Consider the following 17,198-nt stretch of genomic DNA (forward strand, 5'->3'; position numbering starts at 1 on the left):
GATGCGTCCTTCCAAGCGGAAGCCCGACGAAATGCGCGCCGTGAGCTTCGAGCGCGGCATTTCCAAACATGCCGAAGGCTCCTGCCTGGTCAAGTTCGGCGACACCCATGTGCTGTGCACGGCGAGCCTGGAGGAAAGGGTTCCGCCATGGTTGCGCAATGCGGGCCGGGGCTGGGTCACCGCCGAATACGGCATGTTGCCGCGGTCGACGGGCGAGCGCATGCGCCGCGAATCGACGGCCGGCAAGCAGGGCGGGCGCACGCTGGAGATCCAGCGTCTGATCGGCCGATCGCTGCGCGCGGTGGTCGATCTGGAAGCGCTCGGCGAAGTCCAGATCACCGTCGATTGCGACGTGCTGCAGGCCGATGGCGGCACCCGCACCGCATCCATCACCGGCGGCTTCATCGCCCTGCACGACTGCCTTTCCTGGATGGAAGCGCGCAGCATGGTGTCGGTTTCCAAGGTGCTGAAGGATCAGGTCGCGGCGATCTCCTGCGGCATTCACGACGGGCAACCGGTGCTCGATCTCGACTATGTCGAGGATTCGGCGGCGGGCACCGACGCCAATTTCGTCATGACCGGCAAGGGCGGCATCGTCGAGATCCAGGGCACGGCCGAGGGCGAGCCGTTCTCCGACGACCAGTTCCAGGAACTGATGCGGCTTGCCCGCAAGGGGATCGGCCGGCTTGTCGAGTTGCAGAAGATGGCGATCGGATAGATAGGACGGACAGTGCGACCGGCGGCGATTCTTGAATCCGCGCTCTATGTCGACGACCTCGATGCCGCCGAGGCGTTCTACGGCGATCTGCTCGGTCTCGAGCGTATTGCCAAGGACGAGGGCCGGCACGTCTTTTTCCGCTGCGGTAGAGGCGTCGTGCTGCTTTTTTACGCCGCAGCCACCGAGGTGCCGCGCGCGCCGGGCGCCGGTCTGCCGGTGCCGCCGCACGGCGCCCATGGGCCTGGTCATCTCTGCTTTTCGGCGTCGGCGGTCGAGATCGAGCGCTGGAAGGCGCATCTTGAGGCCGCCGGTGTGACGATCGAGGCCGATTTCGAATGGCCGCAGGGCGGCCGGTCGATCTATTTCCGCGATCCGGGCGGCAATTCGCTGGAATTCGCGGAACCGAGAATCTGGGGGTTGTGAATGAGACGACTGGCCGACAGAAAACTCGTCGTGGCGACCCACAACAAGGGCAAGCTGGCCGAGATTTCGGAACTGATCGCGCCCTATGGGCTGGAAGCGCGTTCGGCCGGTGACTATGGCCTGCCGGAACCGCCGGAAACCGGAACCAGCTTTGAGGAAAACGCCCTGACCAAGGCGTTGGCCGCGGCCGCCGCGACGGGCCTGCCGGCGCTGTCGGACGATTCGGGCCTGGTGGTCGACGCGCTCGACGGCCAACCCGGCGTCTACACCGCCGACTGGGCGGAACGACCCGACGGCTCGGGCCGCGACTTCCTGATGGCGATGCAAAAGGTCGAGGCGCTGCTGCAGGACAGGGGCGCGACCACGCCGGACCGGCGCACCGGCCGGTTCGTCGCCGTTTTGTGCCTGGCCTGGCCGGACGGCCATGCGGAATATTTCCGCGGCGAGGTCGAGGGCACGCTTGTGTGGCCACCGCGCGGCGACAAGGGGTTCGGCTACGATCCCGTGTTCAAGCCCGACGGCTACGACCAGACCTTCGGCGAGATGACGGCGGGCGAGAAACATGCCTGGGAGGCCGGGCGCGGCGATCTCGGCCTGTCGCACCGGGCGCGCGCCTTCGCGCGCTTCGCCACCGCGATGCTGGAGACCGCATGAGCGATATCGACCGCTCGCCAGGTTTCGGGGTCTATGTCCATTGGCCGTTCTGCGCGGCCAAATGCCCGTATTGCGACTTCAACAGCCATGTGCGCCATCAGCCCGTCGACCAGCAGCGCTTCGTGCGCGCCTTCGCAGCCGAGATGGCGCATATGCGCGCCCGCACCGGTCCGCGCACGGTCACCAGCATCTTTTTCGGCGGCGGTACGCCGTCACTGATGGAACCGGCAACCGTCGGTGCGATACTCGAATCGATCAATCGCAATTGGAGCGTCGACGACAGAGCCGAGATCACGCTCGAGGCCAATCCTTCGTCGGTCGAGGCGGAGCGCTTTCGCGGCTATCGCGACGCGGGCGTCAACCGGGTCTCGCTCGGCGTGCAGGCCCTCAACGATCCCGACCTGCGCTTTCTCGGCCGGCTGCACGATGTCGCCGAGGCCCGCCGGGCGATCGAGATCGCGCGCTCGACCTTCGCGCGGCTGTCCTTCGACCTGATCTATGCAAGGCCCGGCCAGACGTCGGAGGCTTGGGGCGCCGAGCTCGACGAGGCAATCGGGCTCGCAGCCGACCATCTGTCGCTCTATCAACTGACCATCGAACAGGGCACGCCGTTTTTCGCCCTGCATCAGGCGGGAAAGTTCGCGGTGCCGGAGCCGGGCCAGGCGGCCGCGCTCTACCGGCTGACGCAGGACGTGACGGCAGCGCGCGGCCTGCCGGCCTACGAGATTTCCAATCATGCCAGGCCCGGCGCCGAAAGCCGCCACAATCTCGTCTACTGGCGCTACGGCGAATATGTCGGGGTGGGACCGGGCGCGCATGGCCGCTTCGTCGAAGAGGGCGCGCGCACGGTGACGATTGCCGAGCGCCTGCCGGAAAGATGGTGCGCGCTGGTCGAGGAAAACGGCCACGGCGTCGTCGACGGCGAAGTGCTTTCCAGATCGCAGGAAGCGGACGAATTCCTGCTGATGGGGTTGCGGCTGGCCGAAGGCATCGATCTTGCCCGCTACGAGGCGCTCGCCGGCAGGCCGCTTTCGCAGGCGCGCATATCCGTCCTGCAAGGCGAACACCTCGTCGCCCCGATCGGCAATTCCAGGCTGCGCGCGACGCAGGCGGGCATGATCGTGCTCGACGCCGTGGTCGCCGATCTGGCACGGTAGGGCCGGCCCTGGACGGTCGGGGTCACGCCGCCGAGGCCTGGTATCCAGCGCCCGGCCGGATGGACAATCGGGAACGACGATGAGCGATCGACCACAGCCAGAGCGCACATTCGTGATCGGCCAGGCCACGCTGACGGCCCGTGCGCCGGAGCCGGCGCTTTATCTCGTCGCCACGCCGATCGGCAATCTCGCCGACATAACCATCAGGGCGCTGGAAACGCTGGCGGCGGCCGATCTCGTCGCCTGCGAGGACACGCGCATAACCCGCCGCCTGCTCGAACGCTACGCGATCCGGCGCAAACCGATCGCCTATCACGAACACAATGCCGCCGAGGCCGGCCCGAAGCTGCTTGCCGCGCTCAAGGAAGGCCGCTCGGTGGCGCTGGTCTCCGACGCCGGCACGCCGCTGGTGTCGGACCCGGGGTTTCGCCTCGCGCGCCAGGCCCTCGGCGAAGGCTGCAAGGTCGTGCCGATCCCCGGCGCCTCGGCGCCGCTGGCCGCGCTGGTCGCCTCGGGACTGCCGTCGGATTCGTTCTTCTTCGCCGGTTTTTTGCCGGCTAAGGCCGGCCAGCGTCGTACAAGGCTTGCCGCGCTTGCCCCGGTTCCGGCAACGCTGATCTTTTTCGAATCGCCGCGCCGCCTCGCCGACACGCTGGCCGCGATGGCCGAGACGCTGGGTGCGTCGCGGCAGGCGGCCGTCTGCCGCGAGCTCACCAAGGCTTACGAGGAGGTGCGGCGCGGCACCCTGGCCGAGCTTGGCCAACACTACGCCGAAGCCGGAGCGCCGAAGGGCGAGGTGGTGGTGTGCGTTGCGCCACCCGAGGACGCCGCGCCACATGCGCCGGAGGATGTCGACGCGCTGTTGCTCGAGCTCGCCGCCGAGATGCCGGCAGCGAAGGCCGCCGGCGAAGCCGCGCGCATGACCGGCGGCACGAAGACCGATCTCTACCGCCGTCTGATTGCGCTCAGGGCCGAAGCCGATGGCCGATGAGTCCTCCTCGCGGCGGCAACGCGCCTATCGCCGGGGCCACCGCAGCGAGTGGCTGGCTGCATTCGCCCTGACACTCAAGGGTTACCGGATCGTCGCGCGCCGCTACCGGACGCGGCTCGGCGAGATCGACCTGATCGCCCGGCGCGGCGATCTCGTCGCCTTCGTCGAGGTCAAGGCGCGACCGACGCTCGCCGCGGCGATGGAGGCGGTGGGCCCGCTCGCGCAACGACGCATCGAGGCCGCCGCCGACATATGGCTGTCGCGGCAGACCGATTTTGCCCGGCTGTCGATCCGCTTCGACCTGGTCGCGGTATTGCCGCGGCGCTGGCCGGTGCATGTCGAAAACGCGTTTTTCGGGCGCGGCCGGTAGGCCCGGCCGTTGCAAGGCCCAGGCAGGACGGCAGAAGCTTGCCTTGCGTCATCCCGAACGCCGGATCATTCTTGAGCGAATGCGGCGACTTCATTCTCAAGGGAGGAATGACCATGTGTCACCATTGCGTGATCGACAGCGTCAAGGACCGCATGCTTTCCCGGCGCGACTTCTTCAAGGGCGGCGCGGTCGCCGGCGCGGCCGCGGCCGCCTCGCTCGCGGCGCCGGCGCCGCTATTTGCACAAAAGGCGATGCCGACCAAAGCCGAGGATCTGACCCACGAGCTGTTCGAGGCGTTCCCGACCTTCTTCAACGAGCAGCAATTGTTCAAGAAGGTGGTGTTCAACTACGCCGAGCACAAATTCAATATCAATGAATGGCGCTTCAACGAGCATACCGGCACGCATCTGGATGCGCCGCTGCATTTTTCCGCCGACGGCAAATCGGTAGCCGAAATCCCCGTGGCGGACCTGGTCTGCCCGCTCGCCATTATCGACATCCGCCAGAAGGCGGCCGACAATGCCGACGCCCAGGTGACGCCGGACGACCTCAAGGCCTGGACGGACGCTAATGGCGATCTGCCCGAAGGGGCGTGCGTGGCGATGCTGTCGGGCTGGGGCGCGCATCTGGAGACGGGTAAATTCCGCAATGTCGGCGAGGACGGCAAGACCATGCATTTCCCCGGCTTCCACATCGAGGCCGCGCAGATGCTGATGGAAGCGCCGTCGGTCAAGGGCATCGCGGTCGACACGCTGTCGCTCGATCACGGCCCGTCGCCCGATTTCGCCGTGCATTATGCCTGGCTGCCGTCGGGGCGCTGGGGACTGGAATGCGTCGCCAATCTGGAGAGCCTGCCAGCGAGCGGCGCGACCCTGGTGGTCGGCGCGCCGAAGCTGCGCGGCGGCACGGGCGGCCCCTCGCGCGTCATCGCCATGGTCTAGCCGGCGGCCGATTTCGATCAGCCCGGCCCTGGCGCCCGCGGTCCCCCCGTGCGGCGTCAGCGCCGGGAAACCCGCATCGGCAGCCCGCCCTCGGGCTGGGTGGTGAGTTTCTGCACCGGCCACGGTCTGGTTTCGGCGACCGTGTCGAAACGGTAGCGCGACAACAGCACGCCGAGCGCGATCACCGCCTCCTGCATGGCGAAGCTGGCGCCGATGCACACCCGCGGTCCGGCGCCGAAGGGCAGATATTGATAGCGGTCGATGCGCTCGCGGTTCTGCGGCAGGAACCGCTCCGGCAAAAAGGCCTCGGGCTGGTCCCACAGCTTGCGGTGGCGGTGGATCGTCCACGGCATGACCTGGATCTGCGCGCCCTTGACGATCTCCAGATCCTCGAAGCGGTCCGGCTCGACCGCCTCGCGGCTGATCGAGGCCGCCGGCGGGTAGAGCCGCATCGCCTCCTCGAAGGCGGCGCGGGTCGCCGGCATCCTGTCGAGCCACGCGGCCGGATCCGGCTCGGCGGCAAGCACCGCATCGATCTCCGCCTCGACCCTGTCGCGTTCCCAGGTCGCTTCGGCGAGGCAATAAAGCGTCCAGCCCAGCGCCCGGGCGGTGGTCTCGTGGCCGGCGCCGATGAAGGTGATGATGTTGTCCTCGATCTCGGCCGCGCCGAGACCGTCCGGCCCCTCGGCGCGCAGCAGCAAGGTCAGGAAATCGTTCGGCACGCCATCGGGATCGTCGGCCATGCGCTGCTTGCGCATCGCCATCGTCTCGGCGACGATCTGGCGGAAAAAGGCCATCGTCTTGCGGCCGCGAATGCGGGTGAAGCGCGGCAGCCAGTCGGGCGCGCCCAGAAGATCGAGCGGATCGACCCGGCCCATGGTCTCGAACAGATGGTCGACCTGGCGCGCGAAATTGTCGGGTTCGCCGGCGATCTCGCCCGAAAACAGCGTTTCGGCCAGAATGTCGTAGGTCAGCATCGTCATGTCGCGGGCGATGTCGACCGGCCCGGCAGTGTCCTCGTAGCGGGTGGCGAAGGCTTCGCTCCTGGCCAGCATCGGCGCGGCGAAGCCGTGGATGTGGCGCGGCGTGAAGACCGGCGCCATCGCCTTGCGCGAACGCCGCCAGACCTGGCCCTCGGCCGTCAGCAGGCCGTCGCGCAGGATCGGGCGCAGGATTTTCTGGCGCACCCGCGCCATCTTGTAGTTCTTGGCGTTGTCGACCAGCACGTGGCGAATGAGGCGCGGGTCGTTGGCGATCACCAGCGGCCCGCCGATACCGGTGGAAATCGAAATCCACTTCTCGTTGTAGGAGGGCTCGCCCCACAATTCGAGCGGGTTCTTGTAGACGATGCGCATCATCTGCAGCGTCGAGGGCGGCTTGGTGCGCGGCTTCGGCGCGGGCGGAATGAAGGGAGCCGGCTTGATGTCCATGGTCTGGTGTCCGGTGAGCATGCTGCGTATTTCTACGAGATCCAGCGCAGAGTAGACCAAAGTCAGGCCGAATCACATCGATTCCGGGGCGCGGGCGCCGGCTTAGCGCCCGGGCGCGCCCAACAGCCTGTCGCGCGCGGCGCGGTAGCGCTCCAGAGCCGGCATCAGCGCCGCGCGCCGGGCCGGCTCGGGCTCGAAGCGGCGGGCAAGGCCGGAAAAGGCGGCGGACGCGGCGTGGACGGTGGCGAACTCGCGGGCGGCGGTGGCGGCAAGCAGCGCCGCGCCGCGCGCGCCGAACTGCGAACCCCGCGGAACCTCGACCGGCCGCGCGACGAGATCGCAGATCATCTGCGCCCACAGCGGATTCTTGGCCCCGCCGCCGGTCAGAACCAGCCGCTCGCCGTCGAAGGACAGCGCCTCCAAGAGGTCGAGCATGGCGAAGGCCACACCCTCGACCACGGCGCGGAACAGACAGGCGCGGTCATGGCGCGGGGTCAGGCCGCTGAACTGGGCGCGCGCGGCGGGATCGACGCGCGGCGCGATGATGCCGCTGTCGGACAGATAGGGAAGATAGGTCAGGCCGTGCGCGCCGGGCGGCGTTGCCGCCAGCATGCGGTCGAGCGCGGCGAAACGGTCCGGGCGCGAAGCAAGCTCGGGCGCGAGCGTGGCAAAGGCCCAGTCGAGATTGAGCGTGCCGGCGACGTTGAGCATCGCCCGGTACCAGCGATCGCCGGGCAGGGTGAACAAAAGCCCGATATCGACCGGCTCGAACACCGGACGGTCATGGGTGACACCGACCATGCAGGCAGTGCCGAGCACGGCCGTGGCAGTGCCGGCGGCAAGCCCGCCCGCGCCGATCACGGTCGCCGCGACATCGCCGGCGCCGACGGCGACCGGCAGGCCAGGGCGCAGGCCGGTCAGGGCGGCGGCCTCGGCCGTCAGACCACCGAGAAAGGTCTCCGAATCGGCGACCGGCGGCAAGAGATGCGCATGGTCGGCCAGGCCGAACAGGGCGATCATCGCCTCGGAACGGTTTCGCTCGCGTGCCGAGCCCGGCACCACCGCCGCCTCGCTGCGGTCGGTGGCGATCAGGCCCGTCATGCGCAGCCTGAGATAGTCCTTGAAGCTCAGCACATGGGCGGCGCGCGCCAGGACGGCCGACTCGTGGCGGGCAAGCCAGGCCATCACCGGCAGGGTGCAGCCCTGCTGCATGACCGAGCCGGAAGAGGCGAAGATGCGGCTTAGAAAGGCCGGGTCGGCGGCGACGTGCTCGTCGATCAGCGCCTGCGCGCGGCTGTCTTCCCAGGTGATCGCCGGGCGCAGCGGGCGGCCCTGCCGGTCGAGCACCCAGCCGCCGACCATGGCGGCCGAAAGCCCGATGCCGCCGATCGAGCCGGGGTCGACGCCGCTGTCGCGCACGACGCCGGCGACGACCTCGGTCGCCGCCGCCCAGGCCTCGCCGGGATCGATCTCGCTCCAGCCCGGCCGCGGCCGCTGTACGGCGGTCGGCTTTTCCGCGACCGCCATTTCGCGCCCGTCGAGATCAAAAATGGCCGCCTTGGTCAGCGACGTGCCGGCGTCGAGGCCGATATAAAGCCGGCTATTCAACCGCCCCTCCCGCATGACGGCAAAAACGCCGCCAGGCCGCGTCCATCGCCACGCGATGGGCGGGCTCGGGCCGGTGGACGCGCTCGATACGCACCGACCGCGCCACGATCGCCGCCAGATCGGCCTCCTCGATCGCCGCGCGCGCCAGGATCGCGGCGCCGACCGCCGAGGTGTCGCGCTCGGCCACGACATGGACCTCGCGATCGAGCGCGTCGGCGATGATCTGGCACCAGGCGGGCGAGCTGGCGCCACCCTCGGCAAGATGGATGCGCGAGAGGCCGACGCCCGCCGCCTCGAACGCGTCGAGACAGGCGCGCACGTTGAAGGCCACACCTTCATAGACGGCGCGCACCAGCTCGGCCGCGCCATGGGTGACATTGAGATTGGCGAGGCCGGCCAGACGCAGGGGATCGTTCCATGGCGTGCCGGCGCCTTCCAGGAAAGGCAGGAACGTCGCTCCGGCCGACCCCGCAGGCGCGGCGGCAAGCAGGCGCTCCAGCGCCTCGAAGCCCGTCGCCGTGCCGCCGAAGCCGGAGGCCAGGTTGCGCAGCCAGGCGATCGACAGGCCGCCGGCCGGAATCAGCCCGAGCCAGAGCTCGCGGTCGGCGCTGACATGGGCCATGCGCCACAGCCCGTTGACGGCGCCCGGCCCGCGATTGGGTACCGCGGCCACGACATGGCCGGCAGTGCCCAGCGTGACGGCGGCGATGCCGACCTCGTAGGCGCCGCAGCCGACAGCGAGCGCGCCGGTGTCGCCGGAGCCCGGCACGACCGGCACGCCCGCGGGCAGGCCGGTTGCGCGCGCCGCGGCGTCGTGGACATGGCCGGCGACGGCTGCGGAAGGACGGATCGGCGGAAGCTGGGCCGGCGCAAGCCCGGCCAGGTCGACCAGATCGTCCACCCAGGCACGGCGGCCGAGATCCATCAGCAGCGTGGCGGAGGCCTCGTTCGCCTCGGTCGCGACCGCACCGGTCAGGCGCCACAAGATATAATCCTTGACCTGGAAAACCCGCGCCGTCCGCCGCAGGGTCTCGGGTTCGTGGCGGGCGAGCCATTGCAGCTTGGGCAGCACGGCGATCGGCGAGATCGGCGAGGACGCCGTCTTGGCGAGCCGGCCGGCGTGACGCGTCTCGAGTTCCGCCGTCTCTTCCGCGCAGCGCTGGTCGAGCCAGATCAGGCTCGGGCGCAGCACCGCGCCCGCCTTGTCGACAAGCACGATGCCGTTCAACTGGCCCGACAGGCCGATTGCGCCGATCCTGGCGGTGCCGATCGCGGCCATGACGGCGCGCGCCACTTCGCCGAGCGCCCGCCACCAGTCCTGCGGGTCCTGCTCGGCGCGGTCGGGCGCCGGTTTGGCCGTCTGGTAGGCGGCGCTGGCGAGCGCGTGGACGCCGCCCGCGGCGTCGAGCGCGACCGCCTTGACGGCGGAGGTGCCGAAATCGATCCCGAGCGTGAGTGTTTCAGCCACTGCGGCGGCCCTGCTGGTAGATCACGGCGGCGACGGCAATCACCAGCCCCTGCACGATCAGCTTGCCCGGCTGGTCGACACCGAAGACGGTCAGCAGGTTGAGCACCATCACCAGGAGCGCGGTACCGAGCATGGTGCCGATGGCGCCGCCGGCGCCGCCGCCGAAGACCGCGCCGCCGAGAATCACCGCTGCGATCGAGCTCAAGATATAATCTGCGCCGAGATTGAGCGAGCCGACGCCGACGAGGCCGGACAGGAGCAACCCGCCGCTGGCGGCGAACAGTCCGCTCAACACATGCGAAATCAGCAGTGTGGTGTTGACGGGAATGCCGGAATAGGTGGCGGCGGAGGGGTTGTCGCCGGCGGCGAAGATGTAACGGCCGAGAGTCAGCCGGCGCAGCAGGACGAAGGCAACGATACCGAAGGCGGCCCAGACCAGACCGGAGACCGGAACCATGCCAATACGGCCCCGGCCGAGCCATTTGATTATGTCCGGCATGGCGTTGCCGGGCGCCCCGCCCGAATAGATGAAGCCGATGCCGGTGATGATCGCCGCCGTGCCGAGCGTGACCACCACGGCCGATGCGCGCAGGACCGTGACAAGCACACCGTTGACCAGCCCGATGACCAGCCCGGCCGACAAGGCGATCGCGATGACCAGTGCCGGCGGGTAGCCGTTCCACATGGCATGGGCGACGATCAGGTTGACGAAGGCGATGGTGGCCCCGACCGACAGGTCGAGCGAACGGTTGGCGACGACGAAGGTCTGGCCGAGCGCGACGATGCCGAGCGGCGCCGCCTGGCGCAACAGGATCATCAGGAAGGGCAGCGACAGGAATTGCGGCTGGGTGAAGGCCGCGAAGACGCAGACCGCGGCCAGGCCCCACAGGGCCGGCGGAAGGGCGGTGAGGATACGTTTCAAAGCCCGGCCTCCTTGCGGCGGAACAGGCTGACGGCGAGCACCAGCATCGATCCCTTCACCACGAACTGGTAGTAGGGCGACACGCCCGCGAGATTGAGACCGTTGTTGAGCACGCCGATGATGAGCACGCCCGCGATGGTGCCGATCGGCCCGCCGACGCCGCCCGAAAGCAGCGTGCCGCCGAGCGCGGCGCCCAAGACGCTGTCGAGGCCGAGCGCGCTGCCGACATTGGGATCGCCGGAGGCGAGCCGGCCGGTGAGGTAGGCGCCGGCAAGCGCGGCCATCAGCGACGAGATGACATAGGTCAGGATGCGGATCCGCGGCGCCTCGATGCCGCTCATCCACGCCGCCTGGGGGTTCTGGCCGGTCGCGTAAAGACGCACGCCATAGGTCGTGCCGTGGACGAGCCAGATCGCGGCGGCCGTGCCGGCGACAATCCAGTAGAAACCGGCGGGCAGCCCCATGAACGTGCCGGAGGCCAGCTGGACAAGCAGGCCGGGCGCGGCCCCGCCAGGGGTCGGCAACAGGATCAGCGCCAGCCCCTGCACGATCGAGCTGGTGGCCAGCGTCATGATGATCGGATGGACGCGCAGATGGACACAGCCCCAGCCATTGACGAGGCCGACCGTTGCGGCGGCCGCGAAGGCGAGCGGTATCTTGATCGGATCGGCGAGGTCGAGTGTGAGGATCGCCGAGGACAGCGAGATCACCGCGCCAACGGACAGGTCGAACCCGGCGCCCAGCAGCACGAAGGTCTGGCCAAGCGAGACCAGAAAAAGCGGCGCGAGCTGGCCGGCGAGATTGGACAGGTTGGTCGCCGAATAGAAGGTTCCCGGAACGACGGCCGCCGCCAGCGCCAACATCGCGGCAAGCACCGCGAAGGACAGGACCGCGCCGCGCTGGCGATACCAGAAAGCGTCCTGGCGGAACCGCGCGAGCAAGCCGGCGCGGCGGGGTTCGGCGGGCAGCGCGCTCATGCCGCCTCGCTTTCGACAACCGGCAGCGCGCTGCGCAGCAGGTCGTCCTCGGTTGCCTCGCGCGCCATCGTCTCGGCCACAAGTTCACCGTTGCGAATGACAAGCAGCCGATCGCACAAGCCAATCAGCTCCGGCAATTCGCGCGAGGTAACGAGAACGCCGCGGCCCTGGCCGGCGAAGTTGCGCAACTGGCGATAGATCTCGCGCTTGGCGCCGACATCGACGCCGCGGGTCGGCTCCTCGCACAGAAGCACGCGGGCTCCGGCCATCAGCCAGCGTCCGAGCACCACTTTCTGCTGGTTTCCGCCGGAGAGATCGACGACCGGCGTGCGGGCGTCGGGCGCCTTGACGGCAAGCTGGCGCATGATCTCGGCGGTACGCGCCCCCATCCCCGGCACCCAGCCGAGCAGCCGGCGCCGCGCGATCTCGGCCGTGGCCATGTTGCCCCCGATATCGAGCGACAGAAACAGGCCGTCATCCTTGCGGTTTTCCGGTACGAAGCCGATGCCGGCTGCCATCCGGCGCCGGGCGGACAGGCCTTCGATGCGCCTGTCGGCGAGCGTCAAGGCGCCTGCGCGCGCCGGGGCGAAGCCTGCGATCAGCCGCATCAGTTCCTGCTGGCCCTGGCCCTCGAGGCCGGCAATGCCGACGATTTCGCCCGCGCGGATTTCGATCGAAAGCGGCTCCCGCGCCTCCTCGCCCACGAGAGACTCCGCCTTGAGCAGAACCGGACCGAGCGTCTCGGCGCGCGGCTCGAACAGTTCCTCGATCGGCCGGCCGACCATACCCTGGATAACCTCGTCGACATCGGTTTCAGCCGTGGCAACGGTGCGCACGAAACGGCCGTCCTTCATGATGGTGATATCGTCGCAAATCGCGAAGATCTCGCTCAGGCGGTGCGAGATGTAGAAAATCACCTTGCCATTGCCGGCCAGCCGCCTGACCAGCGCAAACAACGTCTCGACCTCATGCGAGGCGAGCGCCGCCGTCGGCTCGTCGAAGATGAAGACCGAGGCATCGGCGAGCACGCCCTTGGCGATCTCCACCATCTGCTGGTGGCCGACGCTCAGCGAGCCGACGCGCCAGTCCGGATCGATGCGCAGGTCGAGCGCGGCCAGCGCCTCGCGCGTGCGGCGGCGTATCTCGGCGGCGCCAAGCCTGCGTCCGTCCTGGCGTTCCCGCCCCAGGAAGAGATTTTCCGCGACCGACAGGTTGGGCAGCAGGGAAAATTCCTGAAAAATCGTCGAGATTCCCGCCTTTTGGGCGTCACGCGGATGATGAAAGGCCATTTCGGCGCCACGCAGTCTGATCGAGCCGGAATCGGGCCGGAACACGCCCGACAGCAACTTCATCAGCGTCGACTTGCCGGCGCCGTTCTCGCCCATGACGGCATGGACCTTGCCGGCATACCCGGCGAGCGCCATGTCCTGGAGCGCGCGCACGGCCCCGAAAGACTTGCTGAGAGATTCGACCTCTATCAGGGGTGCGGTGGCCGTCATGACGTCTTTCACGCATCCTCGCTGCATAGCCATTTCCCTGCCGGGGAACTGCGATCGACTTTCGGGACCATAGCCCGTTTGCACTGCCCGCACATCCGGCCGCGCCGGACAGGATACGGGCCGGGCGGTCGAGCGACCGTCCGGCCCGATAGCGCTTTGCGCGGCTCAGTTGCCGTAAAGCTCCTTGAGCTTGTCGTCGGGCAGGATCGAGCCGACCCAGTAGGAATCGTTCAGGTCCGGACGATAGAGCGTATCCAGATCCTTGGAGGTATAGGGCTCGGCGACCACCTTGTACTGCGTGTAGATCTCCTGGCCGTTCAACACCGCCACCGCCGCGGCGACGCCCTCGGCAACCATCCAGGTCGGGTTTTGCGGGGCGATCGAATCGAAGCCGGCGTCCTGGTTCTTTTTCCAGGCTCCGAAGAAGCCGTTATTGGCCTCGCCGGTCATGGGTACGAGGTCGCGTCCGAGTTCGTTGAAGACTTCGATGCAGGCCTGGGTCATGGCGCCGCCCGACGACCAGACGCCGTCGATCTGCGGATGGGCGAGCGCGAGGCTCTCGCAGGCCTGGCGGCCCTGATCGTAGGCCCACTGCGCATAAACCTCGCCGACCACCTCGATGCCGGGATGCTTGGCGAAGACTTCCTCCGCGCCGGCCCAGCGATCGGTATCGACGGAGATGCCGGCAATGCCGCGCAGCGCGATGACCTTGCCCTCGTTGCCCATCGCCTCGGCGAGGAATTCACCGCCGTCGCGGCCGAACTTGACCTGATCGGCGAGAATGCGAACGGTCGCCTTGTCGGTCTCGGCGTCGGCGGCCACGATGATCACGGCGACGCCGGCGTCATAGGCCTTTTCCAGCACCGGAACGATCGCCACCGGCGATGTCGGATTGATGACGATCGCGTCGACGCCCTGGGCGAGCATATCCTCAACGTCGGCCACCTGCTTGGAGGGGTCGAAATTGGCGTCGGTCACGATGTAGCGCTCGATTTCCGGGAACTGCTCGGCGCGCCAGGCTGCCTCTTCCAGCAGTTGCACCACCCAGCTGTTGCCGGTGAAGACGTTGGAAAAGCCGATCGTGTAGGCGCCGTCGCGGCGCGCCTCGTATTTCGACACGTCGACGAGGGTTGCGCCCTCGGCGGGGCCCAGGCCCGAATGCAGCGTCACTTCTGTCTCGGCCTGCGCGGTCGAGGCGAGAAGAAGCGCCGTGAAAGCTGTGCAGATACCCGAAATTCTCATTGCCGTTCCCCTATGCGTTGGTCGGCCCCGCTGCGCCTGAAACGTTCAGAACAGCGCCGCGACCGGTTTCCATCGCGGCCGACTCTAGCATCACCTCCAGAAATGTAAAGATTTTCCTACAGGATCATGAATCTGCTAAGTAATTGATTTTACAAATTAAAAAAACTTGCAAATATTTTCATTGTGCGGATTCCGTGCTTTGCCCCGGCGCGAGCCCTGCCTTGATCTTGGCCAGCAGCGCATCCCGGTCGAGGTCGGACGACTGCCCGATATGAAACGCCAGCAGGCCGATGACGTAGTGATAGGCAAAGTGCGAGATCGACGGCGTGTAGATGTCAATCTCCTCGAAAACGGACAGTTCGAGCAAAATGTCTGCCTTACGCGACAACGGCGTGTGGGGCGCGGTGAGCCCGACAACCTGGGCACCTTGCCGGCGCGCCATGTCGGCGGCCTCGAGGACCTCCTGCGAGCGGCCGGTATGCGATATGCAGATCGCGACATCGCCGGCGCCGAGCAGGCTTGAGGCGATGCGCATGAAATGGGCATCGCCGACATAGCTCGCCTCCAGTCCCAGCCGCATGAACCGCATCGCCGTCTCGGACGCGATCAGGCCGGACACGGCCACGCCGAATGTACGGATGCGGCGCGCGGAGCGGATCGCGCGGATCGCGTCAACCAGCGCCTCGGCGTCCAGCCGGGAGAAGGTCGAGTTGAGCGCGGCGACGATCTGCTGGAGATAGAGATATTCAAGACGCCCCTCGGCGATCTCGATCTCGTTCAATGCCTGTACCGACTGGTGGTAATAGGGGCTCTGTGCGCTCTTGGCCTGCGCGACCGAGAGCTTGAGCTCGCGGAACCCCTCGACCTCGAGATGGCGGCTGAAGCGGGTCAGCGACGACGCGGACACGCCGGCCGCCTGCGCGACCTCGGTGATCGAGCCGCGCAGGAAGAAATCCGCGTCGGCCAGAATGAGATCGGCGATGCGCCTCTCCGCCTTCTTCAGGCTGGGATAGATCTTGCTGATACGGCTGAAGACGTCATTCATGGTCCATCCCGGCGGCTTCGTTTGGCGATGGAACCGGTATGAAGCAGGTCAGCCGTCCGCGCAAATCTCGCGCACGGCCCTTGCCATGTTCTCGACGAAGATCGCCAGCATCGCCTCGCCTTTTTCGGCCGTGGCGAGCGTGGCGTCGCCGAACACGCCACTGCGGCTGAGCTCGCCCATCGGACGCCCGCCCTGGAAGTAGCCGCGGTCGCGCTCGGGATATTCGCGCACCGCCTTGGTCATGTCGACGAGCTCGGGCGCGACGGCCAGCATCAGCGACGTCTCGAACTCGCAGGCGTGAACGATGCCCTGCCAGGTCGGGCTTTCGCAATGTTCGGCCATCACGGCGGCGAGATCGGGATAAAACAGCCGCCAGACCTTGACGTCGGCGTGGTCCCAAAGCCGGCGCGAGGCATATTTCATCGTCGCGCCGTTGGCTTCGTGGCCGTTGACGAGGAAGACGTGGCGCACGCCGTGGCGGGCGAGGCTTTCGGCCACCTGGCAGATCACGTCCTCGAGCGTGCGCGATTCGATGCTGACCGAGCCCGGATCGTCGCGCCACACCCAGGAATAGCCGAACGGCACGGCCGGCATCACCGTGGCGCCGGTCGCCTCGGCAATCCGTTTGGACAGCGCCTCGGCCAGGATGATGTCGACCCCGAGCGGCAGGTGGTGGCCATGCTGCTCGGTCGCGCCCAGCGGCAGGATGACCGCAGGCATTTTGGCGATGCGCTCGGCAAAGACATCGCGGCTCAGATATTTCGCTTCGACGGTCATGGGATCTCGCGGATCAGGGTTTCGGGGCCGATCGGTCAGAACCGGGCGAGCCAGCGCACGGGGTTGGCCTTGAAGATCGTGTCGATGACCGTATCGTCTATGCCTTCGCCACGCATGCGCGGGATGAATTTCGTCGCGATGAAGGCAAAGCCCGGCCCGCCGCCATACCCGGCCAGGTAGGACGCGCGGCCCATGTCTCCCGAAATCATCAGGCGCGACGCATGCCCGGCCTCGATCAGCGCCTTGGCGCAGGCGATGCGCGTGCTGTCGGGATGATACTTCACCTTCGCAACGCCATCGAACTGGACGGTGGCGCCGCGATTGGCGATCGCGGCGTGGTAATAGGGGTCGGGATTGCGGTCGGAATGGCCGACCACGACCGCCTCCAGGTCGACGCCCTCGTCCTCCAGGAGATCGAGCATTTCCAGCCCCATCGTGCCGGCCTCAGTGTGCAGCCAGATCGGCGCGCCGGTCTCCTTGTGCGCGCGGGCCACCGCGCGGGTGGTCTTTTCCTCGAGCGCGTGAATGAAATTATAAGAACCGCCGGATTTCAGATGGCCGGCCTTGTGCGGCCCGCCATCCATGCCCTGCGTCACGTCGCGCACGAGCTTGTCGGCGATCTGGTTGAGCGGCGTCGTTTCTACCCAGAGCGGGAAATAGGCGGCCTTGTTGAAGCCGCTGACCGCGACGACCGGCACGCCCGCCTCGGCCGACATGCGCGCCATGGCGGCCGGATCGCGACCGTAATCCAGCGTGGTCGCCTCGACCAGAAGCGTGCCGCCGCATTGCTTGAAAATTGTCAGTTCGCGCAGCGAGCATTCATAGCTCGACAGCTCGAGATCGCGATCCTTCTGGACGGCGGGAGGATAGGTGATGAGATGCTCGTGGGTATAGATCAGGCCGAGGCCATCGGTCTCGATATCGCCCAGCACCGTACGGATCAAAGCCATTAATGCCTCTTGCGGAGTGGCGCCAA

Annotated in this window: 17 protein-coding genes; 7 read left to right on the top strand and 10 right to left on the bottom strand. The window is 67.6% G+C overall.

Annotation, left to right across the window (positions count from 1 at the left end; genetic code table 11):
- Position 1: 1 nt before the first annotated feature.
- The 7 genes from rph to ACT2B0_RS21020 all read left to right on the top strand — a co-directional run bounded on the left by rph (position 2) and on the right by ACT2B0_RS21020 (position 5,254).
- Positions 2-718 carry a ribonuclease PH gene (rph, locus tag ACT2B0_RS20990; protein ID WP_473460191.1) on the top strand — a complete coding sequence of 239 codons (717 nt, stop codon included), beginning with the start codon at positions 2-4 and terminating at the stop codon, positions 716-718.
- 12 nt (positions 719-730) lie between these two features.
- Complete coding sequence (locus tag ACT2B0_RS20995) at positions 731-1,141, top strand: VOC family protein (protein WP_473460192.1); 411 nt, start codon at positions 731-733, stop codon at positions 1,139-1,141.
- Positions 1,142-1,795 (top strand): non-canonical purine NTP pyrophosphatase, encoded by a 654-nt coding sequence (locus ACT2B0_RS21000; protein ID WP_473460193.1) that lies wholly within the window; start codon positions 1,142-1,144, stop codon positions 1,793-1,795.
- Positions 1,792-2,952 carry a radical SAM family heme chaperone HemW gene (gene hemW / locus ACT2B0_RS21005; protein ID WP_473460194.1) on the top strand — a complete coding sequence of 387 codons (1,161 nt, stop codon included), beginning with the start codon at positions 1,792-1,794 and terminating at the stop codon, positions 2,950-2,952. The genes ACT2B0_RS21000 and hemW overlap by 4 nt, the downstream gene beginning before the upstream one ends.
- A 79-nt stretch (positions 2,953-3,031) precedes the next feature.
- Positions 3,032-3,943, top strand: coding sequence for a 16S rRNA (cytidine(1402)-2'-O)-methyltransferase (gene rsmI / locus ACT2B0_RS21010; RefSeq protein WP_473460195.1), 912 nt, complete (start codon positions 3,032-3,034; stop codon positions 3,941-3,943).
- Positions 3,933-4,313 carry a YraN family protein gene (locus tag ACT2B0_RS21015; protein ID WP_473460196.1) on the top strand — a complete coding sequence of 127 codons (381 nt, stop codon included), beginning with the start codon at positions 3,933-3,935 and terminating at the stop codon, positions 4,311-4,313. Before rsmI ends, ACT2B0_RS21015 begins: the two co-directional genes overlap by 11 nt.
- Before the next feature lie 113 nt (positions 4,314-4,426).
- Positions 4,427-5,254, top strand: coding sequence for a cyclase family protein (locus ACT2B0_RS21020; RefSeq protein WP_473466155.1), 828 nt, complete (start codon positions 4,427-4,429; stop codon positions 5,252-5,254).
- A 56-nt stretch (positions 5,255-5,310) separates the two neighbouring features.
- On the opposite strand, the gene ACT2B0_RS21025 is transcribed toward ACT2B0_RS21020, so the two are convergent.
- From ACT2B0_RS21025 to ACT2B0_RS21070, 10 genes are all read right to left on the bottom strand, one after another.
- Positions 5,311-6,684 (bottom strand): cytochrome P450, encoded by a 1,374-nt coding sequence (locus tag ACT2B0_RS21025; protein ID WP_473466157.1) that lies wholly within the window; start codon positions 6,682-6,684, stop codon positions 5,311-5,313.
- 102 nt (positions 6,685-6,786) lie between these two features.
- Positions 6,787-8,292 (bottom strand): FGGY-family carbohydrate kinase, encoded by a 1,506-nt coding sequence (locus ACT2B0_RS21030; RefSeq protein ID WP_473460197.1) that lies wholly within the window; start codon positions 8,290-8,292, stop codon positions 6,787-6,789.
- Positions 8,285-9,760, bottom strand: a complete 1,476-nt coding sequence (locus ACT2B0_RS21035) for a xylulokinase (RefSeq protein ID WP_473460198.1) — start codon at positions 9,758-9,760, stop codon at positions 8,285-8,287. Before ACT2B0_RS21035 ends, ACT2B0_RS21030 begins: the two co-directional genes overlap by 8 nt.
- Entirely contained in the window at positions 9,753-10,682 is a 930-nt protein-coding gene (locus tag ACT2B0_RS21040) for an ABC transporter permease (RefSeq protein WP_473460199.1), read from the bottom strand. Before ACT2B0_RS21040 ends, ACT2B0_RS21035 begins: the two co-directional genes overlap by 8 nt.
- Positions 10,679-11,659 carry an ABC transporter permease gene (locus ACT2B0_RS21045; RefSeq protein WP_473460200.1) on the bottom strand — a complete coding sequence of 327 codons (981 nt, stop codon included), beginning with the start codon at positions 11,657-11,659 and terminating at the stop codon, positions 10,679-10,681. Before ACT2B0_RS21045 ends, ACT2B0_RS21040 begins: the two co-directional genes overlap by 4 nt.
- Positions 11,656-13,158: a sugar ABC transporter ATP-binding protein gene (locus ACT2B0_RS21050; RefSeq protein ID WP_473460201.1), complete on the bottom strand. Its 1,503-nt coding sequence runs from the start codon at positions 13,156-13,158 to the stop codon at positions 11,656-11,658. The genes ACT2B0_RS21045 and ACT2B0_RS21050 overlap by 4 nt, the downstream gene beginning before the upstream one ends.
- A gap of 165 nt (positions 13,159-13,323) precedes the next feature.
- Complete coding sequence (locus tag ACT2B0_RS21055; RefSeq protein ID WP_473460202.1) at positions 13,324-14,400, bottom strand: ABC transporter substrate-binding protein; 1,077 nt, start codon at positions 14,398-14,400, stop codon at positions 13,324-13,326.
- 178 nt (positions 14,401-14,578) lie between these two features.
- Positions 14,579-15,445: a MurR/RpiR family transcriptional regulator gene (locus ACT2B0_RS21060; RefSeq protein ID WP_106570419.1), complete on the bottom strand. Its 867-nt coding sequence runs from the start codon at positions 15,443-15,445 to the stop codon at positions 14,579-14,581.
- 48 nt (positions 15,446-15,493) lie between these two features.
- Positions 15,494-16,222, bottom strand: a complete 729-nt coding sequence (locus tag ACT2B0_RS21065; RefSeq protein WP_473460203.1) for a creatininase family protein — start codon at positions 16,220-16,222, stop codon at positions 15,494-15,496.
- Between the two features lie 35 nt (positions 16,223-16,257).
- Positions 16,258-17,172: a phosphotriesterase family protein gene (locus ACT2B0_RS21070; protein ID WP_473460204.1), complete on the bottom strand. Its 915-nt coding sequence runs from the start codon at positions 17,170-17,172 to the stop codon at positions 16,258-16,260.
- Between the last annotated feature and the right edge of the window lie 26 nt (positions 17,173-17,198).

It is taken from the genome of Nitratireductor sp. J20-h4 (assembly GCF_056780505.1).

Coding starts and splice junctions, on each gene's coding strand:
- rph (WP_473460191.1), top strand. CDS start 2: ATGCGTCCTTCCAAGCGGAAGCCCGACGAAATGCGCGCCGTGAGCTTC.
- ACT2B0_RS21000 (WP_473460193.1), top strand. CDS start 1,142: ATGAGACGACTGGCCGACAGAAAACTCGTCGTGGCGACCCACAACAAG.
- hemW (WP_473460194.1), top strand. CDS start 1,792: ATGAGCGATATCGACCGCTCGCCAGGTTTCGGGGTCTATGTCCATTGG.
- rsmI (WP_473460195.1), top strand. CDS start 3,032: ATGAGCGATCGACCACAGCCAGAGCGCACATTCGTGATCGGCCAGGCC.
- ACT2B0_RS21015 (WP_473460196.1), top strand. CDS start 3,933: ATGGCCGATGAGTCCTCCTCGCGGCGGCAACGCGCCTATCGCCGGGGC.
- ACT2B0_RS21020 (WP_473466155.1), top strand. CDS start 4,427: ATGTGTCACCATTGCGTGATCGACAGCGTCAAGGACCGCATGCTTTCC.
- ACT2B0_RS21025 (WP_473466157.1), bottom strand. CDS start 6,684: ATGGACATCAAGCCGGCTCCCTTCATTCCGCCCGCGCCGAAGCCGCGC.
- ACT2B0_RS21045 (WP_473460200.1), bottom strand. CDS start 11,659: ATGAGCGCGCTGCCCGCCGAACCCCGCCGCGCCGGCTTGCTCGCGCGG.
- ACT2B0_RS21050 (WP_473460201.1), bottom strand. CDS start 13,158: ATGACGGCCACCGCACCCCTGATAGAGGTCGAATCTCTCAGCAAGTCT.
- ACT2B0_RS21055 (WP_473460202.1), bottom strand. CDS start 14,400: ATGAGAATTTCGGGTATCTGCACAGCTTTCACGGCGCTTCTTCTCGCC.
- ACT2B0_RS21060 (WP_106570419.1), bottom strand. CDS start 15,445: ATGAATGACGTCTTCAGCCGTATCAGCAAGATCTATCCCAGCCTGAAG.
- ACT2B0_RS21065 (WP_473460203.1), bottom strand. CDS start 16,222: ATGACCGTCGAAGCGAAATATCTGAGCCGCGATGTCTTTGCCGAGCGC.
- ACT2B0_RS21070 (WP_473460204.1), bottom strand. CDS start 17,172: ATGGCTTTGATCCGTACGGTGCTGGGCGATATCGAGACCGATGGCCTC.